The sequence below is a fragment of the Nonomuraea endophytica genome, from assembly GCF_014203235.1.
Classification (GTDB): domain Bacteria; phylum Actinomycetota; class Actinomycetes; order Streptosporangiales; family Streptosporangiaceae; genus Nonomuraea; species Nonomuraea endophytica.
Map to the genome: position 1 here is coordinate 68,817 of NZ_JACHIN010000013.1, position 18,918 is coordinate 87,734.

At 63.6% G+C, this 18,918-nt stretch carries 14 protein-coding genes and 4 pseudogenes; 12 read left to right on the forward strand and 6 right to left on the reverse strand.

The annotated features are described in order from the left end of the window. Nucleotides 1-79 precede the first annotated feature (79 nt). Genes HNR40_RS38580 through HNR40_RS38590 form a run of 3 tightly spaced genes read left to right on the forward strand, consistent with a single transcriptional unit; the run spans nt 80 to nt 1,673 of the window. A complete protein-coding gene (locus HNR40_RS38580) occupies nt 80-625 on the forward strand; it encodes a carboxymuconolactone decarboxylase family protein (protein WP_184970462.1) in 546 nt (181 codons plus the stop codon). A 27-nt stretch (nt 626-652) separates the two neighbouring features. Further along, entirely contained in the window at nt 653-1,180 is a 528-nt protein-coding gene (locus HNR40_RS38585; protein WP_184970464.1) for a PLL family lectin, read from the forward strand. Continuing rightward, nucleotides 1,167-1,673, forward strand: a complete 507-nt coding sequence (locus HNR40_RS38590) for a hypothetical protein (RefSeq protein WP_184970465.1) — start codon at nt 1,167-1,169, stop codon at nt 1,671-1,673. Before HNR40_RS38585 ends, HNR40_RS38590 begins: the two co-directional genes overlap by 14 nt. Nucleotides 1,674-1,845: 172 nt before the next feature. On the opposite strand, the gene HNR40_RS38595 is transcribed toward HNR40_RS38590, so the two are convergent. From HNR40_RS38595 to HNR40_RS55435, 4 genes and pseudogenes are all read right to left on the reverse strand, one after another. Further along, on the reverse strand, nt 1,846-2,160 hold the full coding sequence (locus HNR40_RS38595; RefSeq protein WP_184970467.1) for a response regulator transcription factor: 315 nt from the start codon (nt 2,158-2,160) through the stop codon (nt 1,846-1,848). Between the two features lie 110 nt (nt 2,161-2,270). Next, on the reverse strand, nt 2,271-3,800 hold the full coding sequence (locus HNR40_RS38600) for a hypothetical protein (RefSeq protein ID WP_184970469.1): 1,530 nt from the start codon (nt 3,798-3,800) through the stop codon (nt 2,271-2,273). Between the two features lie 1,352 nt (nt 3,801-5,152). Then, nucleotides 5,153-5,253 (reverse strand): annotated as a pseudogene (locus HNR40_RS57985) (IS5/IS1182 family transposase); the annotation flags it as partial. 55 nt (nt 5,254-5,308) lie between these two features. Continuing rightward, a pseudogene (locus HNR40_RS55435) lies at nt 5,309-5,492 on the reverse strand (transposase family protein); the annotation flags it as partial. A 518-nt stretch (nt 5,493-6,010) separates the two neighbouring features. On the opposite strand from HNR40_RS55435, the gene HNR40_RS38610 reads away from it, so the two are divergent. Then, the gene (locus tag HNR40_RS38610) at nt 6,011-6,379 is read left to right on the forward strand and encodes a hypothetical protein (RefSeq protein ID WP_184970474.1); all 369 of its coding nucleotides are present in this window, start codon (nt 6,011-6,013) and stop codon (nt 6,377-6,379) included. Between the two features lie 49 nt (nt 6,380-6,428). Here the strand turns inward: HNR40_RS38610 and HNR40_RS38615 are convergent, their stop codons facing one another. Further along, nucleotides 6,429-7,025 (reverse strand): hypothetical protein, encoded by a 597-nt coding sequence (locus tag HNR40_RS38615; RefSeq protein ID WP_184970476.1) that lies wholly within the window; start codon nt 7,023-7,025, stop codon nt 6,429-6,431. Nucleotides 7,026-7,162: 137 nt separating this feature from the next. Here HNR40_RS38615 and HNR40_RS38620 point away from each other — a divergent pair, with 137 nt between their 5' ends. Continuing rightward, nucleotides 7,163-7,681: a tyrosine-type recombinase/integrase gene (locus tag HNR40_RS38620; protein ID WP_184970478.1), complete on the forward strand. Its 519-nt coding sequence runs from the start codon at nt 7,163-7,165 to the stop codon at nt 7,679-7,681. A gap of 301 nt (nt 7,682-7,982) precedes the next feature. Here HNR40_RS38620 and HNR40_RS38625 read toward each other — a convergent pair whose 3' ends face one another. Next, nucleotides 7,983-8,441, reverse strand: coding sequence for a hypothetical protein (locus tag HNR40_RS38625; protein ID WP_184970480.1), 459 nt, complete (start codon nt 8,439-8,441; stop codon nt 7,983-7,985). A 113-nt stretch (nt 8,442-8,554) separates the two neighbouring features. Between HNR40_RS38625 and HNR40_RS57990 the strand changes: the two are divergent. From HNR40_RS57990 to HNR40_RS38660, 7 genes and pseudogenes are all read left to right on the forward strand, one after another. Beyond that, nucleotides 8,555-8,794: pseudogene (locus HNR40_RS57990) on the forward strand (tetratricopeptide repeat protein); the annotation flags it as partial. A gap of 1,722 nt (nt 8,795-10,516) precedes the next feature. Further along, complete coding sequence (locus tag HNR40_RS38635; protein ID WP_184970482.1) at nt 10,517-11,920, forward strand: vanadium-dependent haloperoxidase; 1,404 nt, start codon at nt 10,517-10,519, stop codon at nt 11,918-11,920. 131 nt (nt 11,921-12,051) lie between these two features. After that, a complete protein-coding gene (locus tag HNR40_RS38640; RefSeq protein WP_184970484.1) occupies nt 12,052-12,222 on the forward strand; it encodes a hypothetical protein in 171 nt (56 codons plus the stop codon). Nucleotides 12,223-12,255: 33 nt separating this feature from the next. Beyond that, a complete protein-coding gene (locus HNR40_RS38645) occupies nt 12,256-12,747 on the forward strand; it encodes a hypothetical protein (RefSeq protein ID WP_184970486.1) in 492 nt (163 codons plus the stop codon). A 127-nt stretch (nt 12,748-12,874) separates the two neighbouring features. Next, nucleotides 12,875-13,456, forward strand: a complete 582-nt coding sequence (locus HNR40_RS38650; protein WP_221341353.1) for an integrase core domain-containing protein — start codon at nt 12,875-12,877, stop codon at nt 13,454-13,456. A 50-nt stretch (nt 13,457-13,506) separates the two neighbouring features. Further along, nucleotides 13,507-13,938: pseudogene (locus tag HNR40_RS38655) on the forward strand (transposase); the annotation flags it as partial. A gap of 543 nt (nt 13,939-14,481) precedes the next feature. Next, nucleotides 14,482-18,681 carry a heparinase II/III domain-containing protein gene (locus HNR40_RS38660; protein ID WP_184970490.1) on the forward strand — a complete coding sequence of 1,400 codons (4,200 nt, stop codon included), beginning with the start codon at nt 14,482-14,484 and terminating at the stop codon, nt 18,679-18,681. Nucleotides 18,682-18,918: the final 237 nt, after the last annotated feature.

The following is an 18,918-nucleotide window of genomic DNA, read 5'->3' on the forward strand; positions in this document are numbered from 1 at the left end:
CCCTACGGCCGGCGGGCGCGTGCGTCCCTTCCCCGCGAGGGAATCGCGACCCGACCGGCGCCCGGGAGAAGGTCCACCCATGAACCTTCCGATTCTCACTCCCGAGACCGCTCCGGCCGAGTCCCGGCCGATCCTCAACGGCATCGAGGCCGACCTCGGTTTCGTCCCCAACCTCGCCGCCACGATCGCGGCCAGCCCTACCCTCCTGAAGGGCTTCGACGGCCTGCGCCGCGCTGTCGGCGACCCTTCCTTCGACCCGGTACGCCGGGAGGTGGCCGGGGTCGCGGTCGGCGTCGCCGTGGGCAACGCCTACGGTGTCGCCTTCCACTCGACCGTGCTGAGCCACCTGGGCGTCGGTCAGGACGACATCGAGGCGATGCGGCGCGGCGCCGAACCGCGCGAGGAGGTCCACGCCGCCGTCTACGCCTTCGCCACGGCCTTGGTGATCGACCGCGGCGCCGTACCGGATGCAGTGGTACGGCGGGCCGCGGCCGCCGGGCTCGGACCGGCTGACCTGCTGCAGCTGGTCACCGAGTGCGCGTTCGCCACGCTGGTCGGCCTGGTCGACAACCTCGCCGGACGGGTCGAGCTGGACGAGCCCCTGCGCTCGCAGGCCTGGAAGTAGGTTCTGGGGGTTCAGGTCAGGAACCCGGTGGCGCCCCCGCTGCCGTCCGACGTCACCGAACTCAGCACACCGCTCGCGGACCCTCGGGGCAGCAACTACGTCGTCACCCGGGCCACGACCAACGCCCTCCTGTCCAGGCGCAGGAATCCCACCATCCCGGTCCGTGGGGTAACCGCTCTGGCAGACGCCGGAGGAAGCCCGCAAGGTGATCCACAGGCGGCCACCATCCCCGATGTCGGCGTCCGGGTCTTCGCCCGCGACACCAGCAACCAGGTGGTGACCAACCTCTTCCCCAACGGCGGCGTGCAGACCGGGTTCACGGTGGTACCCGGGCTGCTGGTGTCCAGCGAGATCGAGGTCGTGCAACTGTCCGGCGCCGACGGCGAGCTCGTGCGCATCTTCGCCCGCGGGCTCGACGACGGGGCCGTCCACACCAATCTGCTGACGACCAGCGGCTGGAACGGCTGGCGCAACCTCGGCGGCTTCACCACCAGCGAGATATCGGCCGCTCTTACCACGGGCAGCGGGAAACACCTTCCGCGTGGTCGTCCGTGATGCCGACAACCGCGTGTCCACCACCGTGTTGTCCAGCGACGGCAGCACCACGGGATGGACCGGCACCGGCGGGCCCGCCGTACGCGGGAACATCGCTCTGACAGGCGGGCACCGCCCCGGCGTCCAGCCCAACGAGATCTTCCTCCAGGACGCGGCCACGCGGGCGGTCATGACCTACAACTTCGACCAGCCGGGCCGGCGCGGCCTCGGCGGGGTCGCCAACAGTGACATCGCCGTGCTCAACCTGTCCGACGGCTCGGTGGAGATCTTCGTCCGCGGAACCACCGACCAGCTCTACGTCAACCGCAGAGCCCCGGGAGCGACGAACTTCATCGGCTATGTCAACCTCCGCGGCATCCTCACCGGTAGCCCGGGCGCCGGTGCCGCTCTCACCGGCGACCCACAGCGTACGTCTATGTCCGGGGCGACACTCAACGGCTGTTCAACAGGCTCCAACGGTCACACTTCGACTTCGAGGACTACATCGCGGTGAGCAGCACTCCCACGGCCTGACGGCCATCCTCTGAACCGCCCGGGTGCTTCCACGACCTTCGTGGAAGCACCCGGCGCTTTCACAGAAGCCGGCCTGATCTCTGTCACAAGCAGCCGCGCCAATCCGAGGTGGCCCAACCCGGCTCGCATATACGTTGGCTGTGAAGGGAGGGTCACAGCCAGCCGCGTCGCTTGGCCAGCCCCAGCGCCGCGGCGCGGTCACGCACCTTCATCTTCTTGTAGAGCCCACGGAGCCTGCGGAACATCGTGCGCTCCGACACCCCGGCCGAGCGGGCGACATCCGCGACCGTGTCGCCGCGGGCGAGGCGGCGTAACCAGTCCAGCTCTGGCCCGGACGGCTTCGCCGTACCGGATTCCTGGGCGCGCTGACTCGGCGTCGGCCGGGGCCGCCACGTCGGTTTCGCGTCGTCGGGCCGTACCTTGAACGGCAGAAGCCTCCCGAAGCGGTCCCCCCAGCGCGTCATCATCGCTCTCGCCTCCCCCGAAGTCGGCAGGCTCGCATCCTTCGACGCTAGAAAGCGATCGTCGTACGGGTCCACGACGCTATCCGTGCGTCCGCCCTCTGCACTCTCCGCACTCACAACCATCCGCGCTCGCGGGCCAGCAGCAGCGCCTCGGTACGGTTGCCCGCCCGCATCCTCGTGTAGAGCTCGCGCAGCAGCCGGAACATCATCCGCTCCGAGTACCCCGCGCGATCGGCCACGTCCGCGACGGTCGCCCCGGTGGACAGCTCGCGCAGCCACCCCAGTTCCCGCGGCGAGGGCGGCACCGCCTCCGGTGGCGTCACCGCGCCCGGCGTGGTCAGGCCCCGCAGCACGTCGATGGGCAGCACGGTGCGCCCGGCGACGACGGACTCCACCGTCGCCCGCACCGCTGAGGGCTGCACGTCGCGGGGCACCGCGGCGACGGCTCCGGCGGCCAGCGCGCGCACGTGCGTGGTGACGGCGTCGTCGGGCCGCAGCACGGCGTGGTTGGCGGCCGCCTGGGCGGCCCGGAGGCTGTCGGCGCTCCCGTCCATGCCGAGGTACGCCTGCGCCAGGACGATGGCCGCCTCCCGGCGCAGGGGCACGTTGTTCATCTGCATCCCCAGGTCGAGCACGTGCGTGGCGAGTTCGCGGGCTCTGCCGGGCCGGCCCATGTCGAGGCAGAGCGTGGCACGCTGCCCGATGAAGGCGCCCGTCAGGTGACGCTGCCCGAGTTCCCCGGCCTTGCGCCGCCCCTGGTCGAGAACCTCTTCGGCGGGTCCCAGTCTGCCGGTCGCGGCCACAACCGCGGCGTGTGCCAGCTCCAGGACGAGGCTGGAACCCGTCGCGCCGGGTTCGTCGCCGCGGTCGAGGTGTGCCTTGGCGCGCTTGTACTCACGTAGCGCGTCCTTGAACTTCCCGTGCTCGTAGAGGCAGCGCACGAGCCCGCCCCTCGCCTGTCCTGCCAGCAGATGCAGGTCACCTTCTTCGGCCTCGTCGAGCGCATAGGTGTACCGCTCTCCGGCCGTGGCACAGTCGCCGCGTTGAAGATGCGCGCCCCCGAGCTGGATGGCAAGGTCGCAGGCACTCAGGTGCAAGAGCAGGTCCGGGCGCAGGCAGATCTCGATCGCCTCCTCCAGATCGTCGATCGCCGTGTCCGGGTCGTCCTGGTTGAGGAGCGTCATGGCTCGGGAGGAGAGGTTCTGCACGTCAAGGTAGTCGTCCTCCATCGGCACGCGGGCGCGTAACTGCGCCAGCCAGGGGTTCGCTCTCTGCTCGTGGGACCATGTGGTGTCCAGCCAGGCCATGACCTCGCCGGCTTTGTCCCGTTCGCCGCCGGCCAGCCGCATCTCCACTTCGGCCAGGCGGCGGATCATGTCTTCTTCGCCGAGCACCTGGGGCGCGGACGCCGCGAAGTAGTCGGCGGCCAGGGCATACAGGGCTCTCCGGGTCAGGGGACGGGGCTCGCGGGTGCGGTCGGCGGCGAAGCCGAGGTCCAGGCCATCCAGCAAGCAGGCCGCGTCGGGTTCGCGGGGAAGGGCGTATCGGTGCCCGTCCTTGCGGATGAGGCGGCGCCGTACCAGGTCGTCGAGGGTCGGTGCGTTGAGCTGGCCGGGGAGGTAGGGGGCGAGCATCGCGTCCACGGCGGCGGGCTCCTCGGGCGGCCGAGCACGGCGAGGGCCTGCAGGACGCGCTGTTCGGTGCGGTCCAGCGCGGCCGGCACCCGCCTCAGCAGCGGTGGCACCAGCGCCGTCCACGTCAGGCCCTCGCGCTTGAGCTGCAAGACCAGGCCGGTGAGGGTGAGGTCCGGCTCGCCGTGCAGCAGGGTGACCATCAGCTCCAGCACGCGTGGATGCCCGGCGGTGAGCGTCGTCAGGTCGGCGGCCACGCCGCGGTGCGCGTCCAGGCCGAGCACCGCGATCGCGCTGAGCACCGTCACCGTGTTGATCGGGTACGGTCCGCGCGCGGGCAGGTAGACGAAGCCGTCGATGGGCAGGACGTGGCGGACCTCGGGGAGCCGGTGGAACAGTCGTGAGATCATTGCGGTCTTGCCGTTGCCGTCGGGGCCGATCAGCGCGATCGCCCCATGCCCGAAGGCCAGGAGGTCGATCAGCGTCTGCGTCTCCTCCAGCCGGTCCAGTGGTTCGTCCAGTGGCAGGGGCTGGCCGTAAAACCGTAATCCGCCGGCGTGGCTGCCGGCCGCCGGGGCGCGGCCGGTCACCGGTGGCGCATGGGTGGCGGGACGTCCGCGATCAGCCTGGCGAACCTTTTGGGAGTTTATGCGGCTTTTCAGGAGTTGACGTTCCTGCTCGATGCGCTTCCGCGCGCGGCGCTCCGTGTCGGGGTACCGCTCGTCGAGCGTGCGCAGGCGCTGCTCGTATCGGTCGATCAGGTAGGCGGGCGAGCCGATCCAGCGCAGGTGGCCGATCAGCTCCTCCCACTGCTCCGGTCCGGTGAAGTCGTAGCAGCGGCAGCCTGGTGGCACGTCCACCGGATGGACCCGTAACCACACCACCGGCAGGTCGCGGCTTACGGCCGGATCCGTCACCTGGAGGTCACCGGTGAGCACGACCGCCACGGCGTCGGCCTGCGCCACGTCCTGAACGATCTCCACCGGCAGGCCGGCCAGGCGCTCGGTCAGGGTGTCCGCGAACGCGTCGCCTCCTGGTGCGTGCAGTACGGCCAGCCGTATCGTGTCCATCCGCCCGCCCTCGCCCGGGGAAGTCGGCACCCGCGCGGCCTGTCGCCGGGGTGCGTAGGGGTCGTCCGACGTGGTCAGGATCTGATCTGGCTCGTGGCGCCCTCGCTCGTCGTTGTCACCGGGATCGCGCTCGTGCTCGTGGCCGCCTGAGTGGTCAGCCGCCGCAGTCGCGCGGCGGCGCCACTCGTCGCCGGTGATCACCATGCAGGCGCGCCGGCAGACCGCGGCCAGTAGGTCGTCCGGGTGCAGCGGGATCCGCAGACGACAGATTCAATGCCGCGTCGCGTTTCAGTTGAGCTGCTCGTTCGCCCGTTCGCCTGGCCCGCGGAGACTGGCATGGGAGCGGTTGGCTGTTTCTGCGAGGCTGGCTTGTTCCTGCCCCTGTAGGGCGAGATCATGACGGTGGTCTCGGCGCCCTGGTGGTGAGGATCCCGGTCTTCTCCCGTTCCCGCAGGATGCCCCAGACGCGGGCGGCGGTCAGGTCGTGGGTCTTGCCCGGCAGCGCACCGGAGGCCCACAGAACCGTCCCATCTGGACTGGCGATGACCCGGATGTTCATGCCGTGCACGTGATGCTTGCCGGAGAAGGGCCGGTCGGCACGAACGCGGTCGGTGTGGATGAGCGTCCCGTCGAGGATCTCTCCAGCAGGAAAGCGGTCGTGAATCCCAGTTGCCCCTTGCGTCGGTCGGCTTCGTAGCCGTGGAGAATGTTGTGGAGCCTGCTCTGAAGGTCGAAGGCTGACCACGGCAGAGCGGCGCGACGTTGGCTCATATGGTCCAGGCGTTCGCGGGACTTCGCCCGCGCCCAGGAGGTCACGGAGGGGCAGGTGGCGACCGGGGCGGGCCGGATGTCCCGGTCTCCAAGCCGGACGTTCCCGGCGACGTCCCCGTGATCGGGTACGTACGACGGCTCCTACCTCGTCTCCACAACAATCCGCCACTGAACCGCCGAGCACCCGGCCCGTCGACCACATTTCCGCCGACCCTTATCACACGGGTCCACTGCAGGGCAGTCGACTAAAGTTATGTTTAAACATCCGAAACGGATTCCTTGGTCAAGAAAAAAGAATCTTCTCCGCACATCTTGACGCTTCCATGCGGCGGCGGGTCACGATGGAAGGCGAGAGCACAATCAAACAGCGGGGAGGATCTCATGCTCAAAGAAGTGTCCGCTGTGAGCGCCCTTGTGGCTGCCGTTCTTCTCCCCTCGTCTGACGTGCAGGCCCAGGTCACCACCACCACCACTGCGACCAGCTCGCCCTGCGGCACGGCGCTCAGCTTCGCGCCGAAATGTCAATGGTTCGAAAAGAAGGACCGCAGGTGTCTTTACTGCAAACAAAAGAAGAAGGGCGGCGGCTGGAAGAAGAAGTACTGCGAAGACTCCAAGAAGACACCGGAGGACACCGGGACGATCAACTGCGACAACGTAAAGTCGCCGACCGCGGACCGGCCGAACCGTACTTGCCGAGTCTGCCAAAACGAGAAGACTGGGAAGGTAATTTCCAGGGACTGCTTCGGCTGACGGTCCGTCCACACACAACCGCCCCGGAGTGCCTGCCGCTCCGGGGGCGTCACACCTTGTGTGGGCGAACCCCGTTCGGTATGGCGCCGCGGGCGCCTCGTTCGAGGCAAGCGTCGCCACGGGGAACCGCACACCGGAGTACGGCATCGTGCGCATGACCGTGCCCGCGATGGTCTGATGGGTGCCACAGCCGCCCGATCTTGTGGCTTGCGTAGTGGGTCGCCGCCGGGCAGGAAGTTTGCACGTTGTCCTCGTCCTCTGGGTCGCACTCCGTGTTGAGTTCGTCGACAGTGATCGTCGAGACGATATTGCCGGGCTGGGAATCGAAGTCGTTCACCACTCCGCCGAGCAGGTACTTGCACTGCTTGAGCGCCCAGAGTTCCGAGGTGGACAGGTGGGCGGTGCAGGCGTTCAGCGCGTATCCCATTGGAACCAGCCTGATCGCGAGCTGGGACTGTTGAACTGCTTCGCCGAAGGCGCTGGTGTGGACTGACGAACGTGTCGCCGACTGGAACCTGGCGTTGCGGCAGCGGCTGATGGCCGACCAGCAGCGGCGCAGTGGCGCGCTGAGCCGGGCGGTGATGCTCGCCGTGTATGCCTCTACGCTGCGTCCGTCTCCGGTGATGGTGTGGACGCCGTCGCACACCTATGTCTTCCTCGCCCACGCGGTCACGCACCGGTTGTTCGCGCTGTATCGGCAGATCGCGTTGCGGGGGTTGCACCGGGGTGAGGCGGTAGGGCTGCGCTGTCGGGACGTCGACCTGTCGGCGGGGACTTGCTGGGGTGCACTGGCAGGTCACCCAGCTCGGCTGGCGGCCGGTGCAAGGCAAGCCGATGACCGAGGCGAGCGACCGCACCATCGCGCTCGATGATGACACCGTCACAGCGCTGCGTGCGCACCGTAAGGCTCAAGCCGCTGAGCGCTTGGCCGCGGGGGAGGCGTGGGTGGACTGCGGGTTCGTCTTTACCGACGAGATGGGCAGGCCGTTGCATCCGCAGGTCAGTGGTCAGTTCTATGTGCTGGCTTTCGATGTGGGGCTGCCGTCGGTGTGCTTGCATGATCTACGGCATGGTGCGGCGTCGCGGATGCTGGCTGCCGGGGTCGATGTGAAGATCGTGCAGGAAACCCTGGGGCATGTCTCCTCGACCTTCACTCGTGACACCTACACCAGCGTCTACCCCGAGCTGGCCAAGACCGCCGCCGAATCCACCGCCGCCCTCGTCACCACCGCAGCACGAAACGGCCAGGCAGGTCGGTTGATCAACCTGCAGACCAAGACCGGCGACAACGTCTCCACCTGAGCCGTTTAGCATGGGAAGCGGGTCCGCCACACCTTGGACGGGCCCGTTTTCCACGTCCGGCCGGCAATCGAGCTACGAAGGAGATGCGGGCGCCGGCCAGACTCCCAGGTTGCTTTCCTCGGGGTGGTTGCTACCAGTGCTGAATCGCACCAGCATGCTCCCTCCCAGCTCGCCGAGCGGGTCGTCCATTGCGCCATCCTGTCGCCGGTCGGCGGGCGCTGTCAGCATGTTCGACACCTGACAACACGCGCCGCTTGGAGCCTCCAGCAGGCCAGGTAGTGACGACGGTCAGCGCCCGGACTCACTCGATCAGCCTTCGATCTAGTCCGAAAATCGGAGAGTTAGTGGGCAGGCGGCAGCGAGCCCCGGTGGGCGGCGACAGTACCGACAGTTCCCTCAGCAGGACCCTCGACTGCCCGCTCACCGCGTGCAGCGCAAGCAGGGTCGCCTGCGCCACACCGCGCGGATACGCCTCTCCCGAGGGGCGAGCCAGAAGCCCATCGATGGGTTCAGCGCGCAGGCGCTCGACGTAGGCGCTGTAGCGGATCCGCGGCGGACCAACGATGCTCGCCGCGGCCACGGCCAGCGCTAGAGGCAGCCGGTCCAACTGCCTTACCAGCACCCGTGCCGCGGCCACGTCGCCCGGACCGACCCGCTCGCGCAGAGAGTCGAGTGCTTCCTTTGCAGTGAAGCGCTCGACCGCTACAGGTTCGGCCAGCCACTCGAAGGCGTGCGAGGTGGAGGTGATGAGCACCCGCACGACACCGGTCGCCGGCAATATCGGCGCGACGGCGTCGGGGCGACCGCGTTCTCCAAGACCAGGAGGTACGGCTCGCGTCAGCCAGCCAGCCAGCCTAGGCCGGGCGTCCCGATCAGGCGATCGAGCAGTTCGAACAGACGCTCACCGCCCAAGAACGGGTAGTCGGGGCAGACCATCCGGACAGATTGATCACCTGGTTCGGCCTGTCTTCGACGTACGAGGCCGCTGGGGCACTGGCGCAAGCCAGGGCCGAGTACGCGCACGTCGCCGAACGCATAGAAGCTGTGCTGGGACCCGACCAACTGATGACGACGGCTGCTCGACAAGCATTGGCTCGGCTCAAAGGCGAGTGATACCTGCGCTGTCCTAGGTCGAGCTCATCAACGGCACACCTAGCTGCGGGAATGTCACAGGTGGCGGCCGGTGGGGCCAGGCTTACCGACAGGCCAAGGCGTGAGCGCCACCTATGTCCGTGGGGCGATCGCTGACCTCGGACACCTGGCCCTCCGCCTCGCCCCAGACGACCCCGACCGGCCGGCTTGGATGTCGAATCCCACCGTGTGAAGAACCCGCTGGCCTGCCCCGGACGTCTCTTTCTCCTATCCGGGAACCATCCAGCCGGTGCTGGCCGGCCTGGGCCTGACCCGGCTGCTGCGCGGCGAGTAGCGCCATGCCCTCCAGGGGCCTGGCTGATCATGCCGAGGTCGTCTCGCTGAAAGGCGACAGGTACCGGCTTAAGGACCGAGACTAGCCTGCGTCCCTGCGGGCAACTAATGATCATGACTTCGGGTGGTTCAGGGTTCGCCTGGAACGGCCGGGTCACGGTCGAGCGGAATTGACGCTGCGACCGGATTAGCGTGTGGTGGTTCAGATTCTTTGATGTCCGACCGATATCGGCCATGCGGTGCTGCTGCATCGGGCATTTGATTTAACGGAATTAGCAACCCAGGGGCCGTACACCGTGGTGTAGCTACCGCTACTATTCTGGCAGAAGAGCACGACCCTTGTCTGAGTCACTCCGGTACCGCTGCACATCGCCCAGCCAGTGCCGCCGATAGTGCCAATCTGCGCACTATCGTTGCAGGTCGGTGCCTGGGCGGAAGCAGTCGGTGACATTAGAGTTGTCACGGCGGCGATCGCGGCCGCCGAAACACCCAACTTCTTGACACGGCTCATTGGTTACCTCCTTCGGTGTCGATGTTTCCTGCTTGATGGTAGACACAGCTCTGATGGATATCCATAGGGGATGGTACGTAATTTGAGTGGGCGATTTACGGCTGACTGCAGGACCGGTGATTGCAGTCCGGAATGGTGAACAATCTGTCAGTGAGTGTCGGAGAAGATCAATTTGAGGAGACGAGGGTTAGACGTAGACGACATCGGGCCATTCGCAAAGCCTCTCCTCGTCACGCGGGCCCAGTGTTCCGACACCACCGCTACTCCGTGGCCGGGGACAGGAGCGTTAGGCGTGTCATCGCTCCTCGCTTTGAAGCAGGAGCGTTTGGGTAACGGGTCGGGAGGCACGGCCTTCGGGTTGCCGCTGTGTTGGGCGGCCTTGATTGTGGGGCATGGCGGGTGCGGGCGACACGCACCGGTGGCTCGACTACTGGCGATGGCGAGCTTGCTGGTTGGGGTCGGGATCGGCTTGGTGGGCAGCCTCGCGACCGGCACGGTGCAGATGGAGGCATTCTGGTCGAGCTGCTGGATGACGCAGTCGGGTCTGAGCTCGACTGCGGCAACAACTGGCCAGACGAGCCGGTGGTTGAGGTCCCGCTCCAGCTGAGCGCCCTGTTCCTGTGGAGCTCAAATATTCGGTTCACGTGGTGACCTGCAATTCCTTTCACGCCCGAAGATCTTGGGTGCCACGGTCTGAGCGATGCTCAAACCATTTGAGCGACAACTCAAACGGGAGCGTGGGACTTGACCTGTGGAGTGAATCCGCAGATTGGGAGCTGTGGCTAACTATTCGAGCCCATGCTGCGCTCTTCGGCGAAGATACCAAACACTTACGCTAAAGATAGCTCATCTTTCGAACATACTATGGAATCTTGGTGAACCCGTTCAAAGGAGGGATCATGAAGGTTCCGTCATTGCTGATCGCCGCGACCATGCTCGTCCCCACCCACGCAGCCACCCCGCCACCTCCCAACATGGCATTGCGCTGGAATGATGCGCTCCTGCAGAGCGTACGCACGGGCACGCTCGGTCCGCCCCAGGTAGCCCGGGCGCTTGCCATCATGCACACCTGCGCCTACGACGCCTGGGCCGCCTACGACACGGTCGCCGTCGGCACCAGGCTCGGCGCCTCCTTGCGCAGGCCGCCCGCCGAGCACACGCGAGCCAACAAGAACGAAGCGATCAGCTATGCCGCCCATGCAGCCGCCGTCGACCTCTATCCGGCAGGCCGTGCGTCGTTCGACGCCCTGATGCGCGAGCTCGGCTACGACCCTGCCGACACCTCGAGCACCGCGGCGGGCATCGGCGCCCGGGCCTGCTCCGCCGTACTCACCTATCGCCACACCGACGGCTCCAACCAACTCGGCGGCTACGCCGACACCACCGGCTACCAGCCGGTGAACACCCCGATGAAGGTCAGCCAGCCGCTGGCCGCCCTCAACGACCCCAGCAGGTGGCAGCCGCTCACCTTCGTCAACAAGGCAGGAGTCGAGGTGACCCCGCCGTTCCTCGCGCCGCATTGGGGCGGCGTCGCCTCCTTCAGCGGTCAGGCCCGCGATCTCGCCGACGCCGTGCCGAGAGCCGCCCTGTACGGCAGTGCCGAATACCAGCAGCAGGCCGCGGAGATCGTCCAAACCACGGCGGCGCTCACCGACCGGCACAAGGCGATCTCGGGTTACTGGAGCGACGGCCCGAGCAGTGAGACGCCCCCAGGGCACTGGTCACTCCTGGCCCGCACAGTCTCCCAGCGCGACAGGCACACCCTCGACCAGGACGTGAAGATGTACTTCGCGCTGTCCAACGCCGTCATGGACGCCGGCATCGCCTCGTGGGAGACCAAACGCGACAACGACTCGGCTCGCCCGATCACCGCGATCCGCCACCTCTACAAGGGCACCACGATCCGCACCTGGGACGGGCGCGACATCGACGGCGCCACCTGGACGCCCTACCAGCCGTCGACCTTCCCCACACCGCCGTTCGGCGAGCACGTCTCGGGCCACTCGACCTTCAGCGCCGCCGCCGCCCGTGTACTGAAACGTTTCACGGGCAGCGACTACTTCGGCGCGAGCGCGGTCGTGGCCAAGGGCTCCTCGACAGTCGAGCCGGGGGTGAGCCCCGCGCAGGACGTCACGCTGCGCTGGCACACCTTCACCGAGGCGGCCGATCAGGCCGGCCAGTCCAGGCGTTACGGCGGCATCCACTTCCGGGACGGCGACCTGCGCGGGCGCGCCCTCGGCGCCGAGGTCGGCCAGGCCGCCTGGGACAGGGCGAGCGCCTACTGGTCGGGCGCGGCCTCCTGACCTTTCGACCCACAGCCTGTAGACCATCCTGCGCCGTTCGGAAACACGGCTTCGTGCTGTGAGCTGTTGCTCTGCTGCGTGGCCGGCGGCTGCGACTATCGCGGGTGTTGTAGTCACTGGTCTACCGGTTGGTGCAGCGTGTTGGCCTGCTGGCCGTGCTGGTTCGCTCTGATCTGTCCAAAGAGGCTGAGCTGCTGGTGCTACGTCACGAGAACCACGTGCTCCACCGCCGGCTCGATGGCAAGCCGGGCTGGGTGTACAGCTTCATAACTCATCGCGTGGTGCTTGATCTGCGGCTTTGACCTTCGGAGACTACGCGGGCAAGATCGCAGTCCGTGCCGGTTCATCTGCTGCATCTGACCTTGATTCGGGTGTTTGGCCGGCTGGTGTTGCCGGGTCGTGGTCAAGCGTCCAAGGACGTCGAGATCATGGTGCTCCGCCATGAGACGGCCGTATTGAAGCGCCAGGTCGCCCGGCCGAAGCCGGACTGGGCCGATCGGGCGTTCTTGGCGGCATTGGCCCGCTTCCTGCCGTCGGTGCTGCGAGCTCATCGGCTGGTCACCCCGGGCAAGCAGGCGGCGCAGCGCGGCGTGCTGGTCGATGTAGCGCTGGTGGTATTGCTCCGGAGACCGCTCAGCCAACGCGCGCTAGGTGGTCAACGCCTCCTGCCGGGCAGCGATGCCTTCACTGCGTTGGCCCAGTTGATCATGCGCGGTGCTGAAGTTGTTCAGAGCGGGGGCGAGGTAGGCGTGTTGCGCCGCCACCAAGCAACAATCCCGAAGGGACCAGAGAAGATCGGGCAGCCACAACGCGGCGCTGATCGCTGAGACCGCGGAATCGGGCCTCTCGCACCAGGGTTGAAGGCTCAAAGAGGACATCCCCACGCCCGGAGGGTGATCATTTTCATCCGAGCGCTCGCTCAAACATACTTGAGCGAGCGCTCAGCTTCTACCGGTGGGCGGTCGCGTTGTTGCAGTTCAACCGTCATTCGTGCCTTTTGGCGCGGTACAGGTGTTCCTCAAGCGTCTGTACGTGCTGTTCGTCATGGAGATCGAAACGCGGCGCGTGCACATCCTCGGTGTCACGGCTCACCCGACCGGTGCCTGGACGGCGCAGCAAGCGCGCAACCTGCTGATGGAACTCGGCGAACGAGCCGACAGGTTCCGGTTCCTGATCCGGGACAGGGACGGCAAAGTCGGCAGAGATTTCGACGGTGTGCTCGCCGGCGCGGACGTGCACATCGTCAAGATTCCGCCGCGCTCGCCACGGGCGAACGCGTTCGCCGAGCGGTTCGTTGGCACGCTCCGGCGCGAATGCCTTGATCACCTTCTTGTGTATGGTGGGCGGCACCTGCGACAGATCCTGGCCAAGTACGAGCGCCTCTACAACGAGCACCGTCCGCATCAGGCGCTGTCACTACGTCAGCCCCTTCACGTTCCGGTTCACGATCCGGCCGAGGTGGTCGATCTCACGGCCCGAATAGAGAGACGAAGCGCCGGCTGCGGCCTAATCAATGAGTACCGCAGCGCTGCTTGACGACGTACGAAACCGCAGGCCAGCACCACGAGCGAGTTTTGGCACCGGACAGGCCGTTGGCCTTCCTGCTCACGCCTGGACAAGCCGCCGATTGCCCGCTGTTCACCGCTGTCCTGAACAAGATCCGCGTCCCGGGTCCGGCTGGCCGGCCTCGGACCCGGCCCGCCGCGGTGGCCGCGGACAAGGCCTACTCCTCCAAGGCCAACCACGCCTACTTGCGTCGCCGTCCCATCGTGGCGGTCATCCCGGAGAAGAGCGATCAGCGGGCCAACCGGAAGACGAAGGGGTCGGCCGGTGGGCGGCCCGTCGGCTTCGATCCCTTGCGCTACCGGCAGCGGAACACGGTCGAACGCTGCTTCCAGAATATCAAGACCTGGCGCGGTCTGGCCACTCGCTACGACGAGACCCCGGAAGGCTACGAGGCAGGGCTTCACTTACGAGGCTCGATCATGTGGCTGAAACTCCTCACCTCATCTCCATGATCCGAACCTCGAACAGCTCCTAGATCGACTTCTGAATGGCCCTCCTGAACTCTTGACGGTGCATGGATCAGATGGCAGCATGCCCTACATCTGACCTAGGACCTGAGTACTCAACTGCTCCCGCGTAGGTCGTGACCTCGGCCATGTTGGTTCTTCGTATATGTACTGGTCGCCGGTTAGATGATCTTTGTTCGGGTGGCGCAGGATACTCACGCACGTTATGGGCACCCAGTGGAGACGGGACCGATGGCACGACGAGAGGCAGATGCTCATGTCGGGGATCACGCCTCGGGAGTACCAACCGCGCGGACATCCATGACGATGACGTGTGCATCGCTTGTCAGCATCTCGCCCATTATTGGCGCAGCAACCGCATGCTGCGTCCCGGAGGAATTGTGATTCTGGTGCTACCTCAACCAGTGTCGGCTCCGCTCCGCGTTCAGTAGTACCGAACGGGTCGACGGAACCAAAAGAATCAGAGATCTATCTCTGGACCAATCATGAGGTAGATGCCGGGTGCGACAGTACCGACAAGGAGTAGAGATGACCGGTCCGCTCGTATACGCAGGGCCAGGTCTAAAGACCAGCCGCGGGCGTACAAAGGTACAGCGCGGCATAATGTCGGTGTCAGTGGTCTGCCTATTGCTAGTTCAATTTCTCATCATCGGATCAGGGTCAGTAAAGGCGGCTGAAGCCTTCAACGGCGGGTTCGAAACCGTCGCCAACGGAAAGCCGGATGGTTGGGTATCCCTCGCCGGACAGCATGAATCTTCGACCGAACAGGTTCGCGGAGGTGCGTACAGCGCTAAGCTGATCGACTCGTCCAGCAGCGGATCAACCGGGCTACGCAGTTCACGTGTCAGTGTAGTTCCAGGCGAGACATATGAAGCTTCTGCGTACTCCTTCAACCTGGCGGGAACGTCCCAGCTCTACCTAGAGTTCTGGGACTCGAGCGATGTCCGAATTGATTACGCAATAAAGACGAACAGCACGACAAGTACATGGAATAAACTCAACCTGGAAGAAGTCGCGCCAGCAAGCGCGGCCTACGCGACGCTTTTGGTGTATCAGCATTCCTCAAATATAGGAACGGCATATTTTGATGACACGTCGCTAACAATGCTTCCGCCTGCGCCGCAGTTCCCCTTCAATGGGAAATTTGAGGAAGCTGTTGACGGCAAGCCAACAGGATGGATCAGCCACTCCGGTCATTATGAATCGTCCACGGAGGTCGTGTACGACGGATCGAAGAGTATCAAGCTGTTCGATCCCGCCGGCGGTATGGGCACGGGTGTACGTAGCCTCAATATTCCCGTTGTGCCGGACGAGACATACAAGGCAAGCATCTATTCATACAATCTGGAGGGAAAATCACAGCTCTACCTCGAGTTCTGGGACTCGAGCAACGTGCGAATTGACTACGTCGTCGGAACGAACTCCACATCGCAGCGTTGGAACGCCATCAACCTGGAACGAACAGCGCCGGCCAATGCATCGTATGCGACGCTTCTCGTCTATCAGTCCGTGGCGAATGTGGGCACAGCCTATTTCGACGCGGCTGAAATAAGACCTGAGCTTGCAAATGGTGGATTCGAGCTCGTTCGTGATGGCCTTCCTGCGGATTGGAAGGTTGTTGCTGGTCAATTCGAATCGTCAACGGAACAGGTCTCAAGCGGTCATTACAGCGCTAAGCTGGCCGACGATAGCACGACGACAGGAGCCGCGGCTCGTAGCAGCAAGTATCCGGCCGACGCCGGGAAAACGTACGAGGCGTCAGCCGACATACATGTGCTGCAGGGCAAAGGCCAGGTATTTCTAGAATTCTGGGATTCCAGCGACAAGCGCATCGGCGTGTACCCAGTGGTAGGCGCCGCTGCCAGCAAGTGGAGACGAATATCCGTCGCCTTCGAAGCGCCGGCGAATACGACTTATGCAACAATATTGCTGTACATTGATGTAAAAACCGTCGGAACCGTATTCTATGACAACGTCCTGTTGCGTCTGAAGCTGGCGGATGTGATCAGGCAACACAACCTGGCCGTACCGGGTCATCCGAGGCTCTATTTTACGAGCGATGACATAAGCAAGCTTCAGACTAGGTCAACGGATCCCACGACTTCACCGTTCGGCTCATCGGGTCAAAAAATCTGGTCTGACATCATCGCTAGTGCGAATAAATACCTCGTGGAAACCAACTTTAGAATCTCCTATTATGGTGGATATCAAGTAACATATAACGTGCCAGTCGTGCAGCCCTCACCTATGGCAGTGCCCCCTGACTGGACGGGGACTGATTACTATCCGTATTGGACGGCCCTGTCAAAGCAGATACAGCTGAGAATGGAAACACTGAGCCTAGCGTATCTGGTGTCGAACAATGCGGATTATGGCGATCGTGCGAAAGAATACCTCTTGACCCTGGCAACGTGGGACACGTGGTCGGACCCGAGTATCGATTACGGCTATTTCAATGGAAGCCTCGAGCATGCTCATTTAACATTGGCCGCTGCCACGACATACGACATGCTGTATAACCACCTCTCTAGCGCTGAACGGTCCACTGTCGAGGCGAAACTAGAGAATCTGGGCCTGAAGCTGCTTTACCAAGATGCAAGAATACTCGATGACAACAATATCCAAGTCTTGCGAGTGGTTGCTCTGGCAAGCGCTAGCGCCGCAGTGTTGGGTAACAACCCCGACGCCGACAAGTATTTGTCCCGGGCCGAAGATTATCTGACGTGGTATCTGGATGAAAGGATGGAATCCGGCCAGAACGAAGGGATGTCCTATTACTCGTATGCTACTGACAATCTGCTACGCGTCGCCGATCAGATTAGCCGCGTGACAGGCTCGAACTCATCGCTCTTGGAGCACCCGTTCATTGATGATTTTGTTGTTCAATGGGCCGTGAACTTCGTGTCCACTGGCGGCGCGGGACTCGCAAACTTTGGTGATTCCAGGAATAGCTACTATTTCAATGTAACGATGAGCATTATCAATGCGCGCCTGGGCAATGGCGATGCTGGCTGGTACCTGGCGAAGGCGAAGCCTGAGACCAATCTGTTCGATCAATATATCTACTTCAATGTTGCCGGAACCATAACGGCTCCCGACGCTTCGAAAGTCTCATCCGTGCTGGAGGAAGTCGGTTGGGCGTCGATGCGTACCGGATGGGAAAGCGACGACACGTTGCTGGCATTTACCTCTAACAATTCAATGCTGGGGCACAATCACTACGACCAAAATAGCTTCATCATCGCCAACGGGACGACTTGGTTGGCTGCTGATCCGGGCTACGCCGACTTCTCCCGAGGGCCGGCGAACGATTTCACCATGAGGTACGGTCATAACACCGTACTGGTGGATGACGCGAGCCAAAGTCAAAAGGGCGGCGGCGTTCTCCTCGACGGACTTCAGGCACCGACGTATTCCTATGTAAAGGGATCGGCGGAACACGCCTATCAAGTCCCGAGCCTGGAGCGTTTCGATCGCCACATTGTTCAGGTTGATCGCGATTATTATGTGATCTTAGATGACTTGGAGTCCACCGTAGCAAAGCCGTTCTGGTGGAACCTGTACACTGGGAACTTGGCCACCATTGAAGTGGATGGCGTGCCGGTGGCGAATGGTTCAACGACCAACGGTAACGATCTCCATATTGCGAAGAGAGACGCGCAAATGGCAGTGAAGGTCCTGGACTCGTCACCGCGGCCCGTAGTCGTATCTGAATACACGGGCGCCGAGAACTTTGGACGGTACCTAAAGGTCGGCACAGGAGCAGCGCAAACGCACGCCCGTTTCCTTAGTGTGCTAAAGGCCGAGAAGCGGCAGGACTCCGGCTTCATGCACGTCAAGGATCTGCCGGTGGTGTCCTCCTCAGGCAAGGGCTACTCAATCTCTGCCTTATTGGACACCAACTTTGGCTATTATCAGGCAGAAAGTGTCGGAGACTACATCACATACAAGTTGTCTGTTGATGAGTCAGGAATTTATGATCTAGGTGCGCATTTCATGCGATGGACGGTAAATGGGAAGATTCACGCCAAGCTAGACGGGGTGCCAATCGGAAATGAAGTTGACTTGTACTCATCGAATTTTGCCTATCAAATTTCTCCGAAGGAGCAGTTCGGGCAATTCTTCCTAACCGCGGGCGACCACGAGCTGCGTCTTGAAGTGGTAGGTAAGAATGAGCAAGCATCAAACTTCTATATCGGCCTAGATTCGGTGATGCTTGAGAAGGTTGGGGCTATTCCGGGCCCGAAGACCGCTATTGACGCAATACGTGTCGAGAATAGCGATGCGTTAGGAACTAAGGTAAATCGGTCACCCTCGCTTACTGATCTTGTTCTGTTCAGAAAGGGTGAAGGCACGTATGCGCTGAGCGGCGTGACGAGTGACGCGGAACAGATGGTAGTGAGCTATGACGGGAAAGGGGAGATTGAAGGGTACGCGATGACGAGGGGAGCGAGCCTCACGTTTAACGGACAGGTGCTGTTGACGGGCGGCGGTCGGCTTAGCAGCTCGTTCAGCTATGACGCCAGTGCAGGAAAAGACTCTGGCGTCGTTGAAATTCCAGACGTGATGGACGTGACGGCATATTCCCGCACTAGTCCATCATCGGTGGTTGTCGACGGCGTCGCGGTGCCGTCGAACGAGTATAGTTATGACAGTTCAGCACGCACACTCACGATCGAGTCCATGGCGGCGGGCAGGCACGATGTCATCATCAGGTATGGCTCGTGACCTTGTCGGACACGGCCGACGGGTCATGTGATGTGACAGGGGTGGTTGGTTTCGCCAGGGGATCGGCCGAAGCCAACCACCCCTTGCTTGTGGGTCAGGGCCATGACCGGATTCCTTCTCGGCGCAGGCGGCCGAGCTCGCTAGGCGACTTGCGCCTGCCGATAATTACATCCACCCAGGTCATGGCGCTGCGAGGGCTTCGCGTGACGTACGCGGGCTCTGCGCCTGCCGATAATC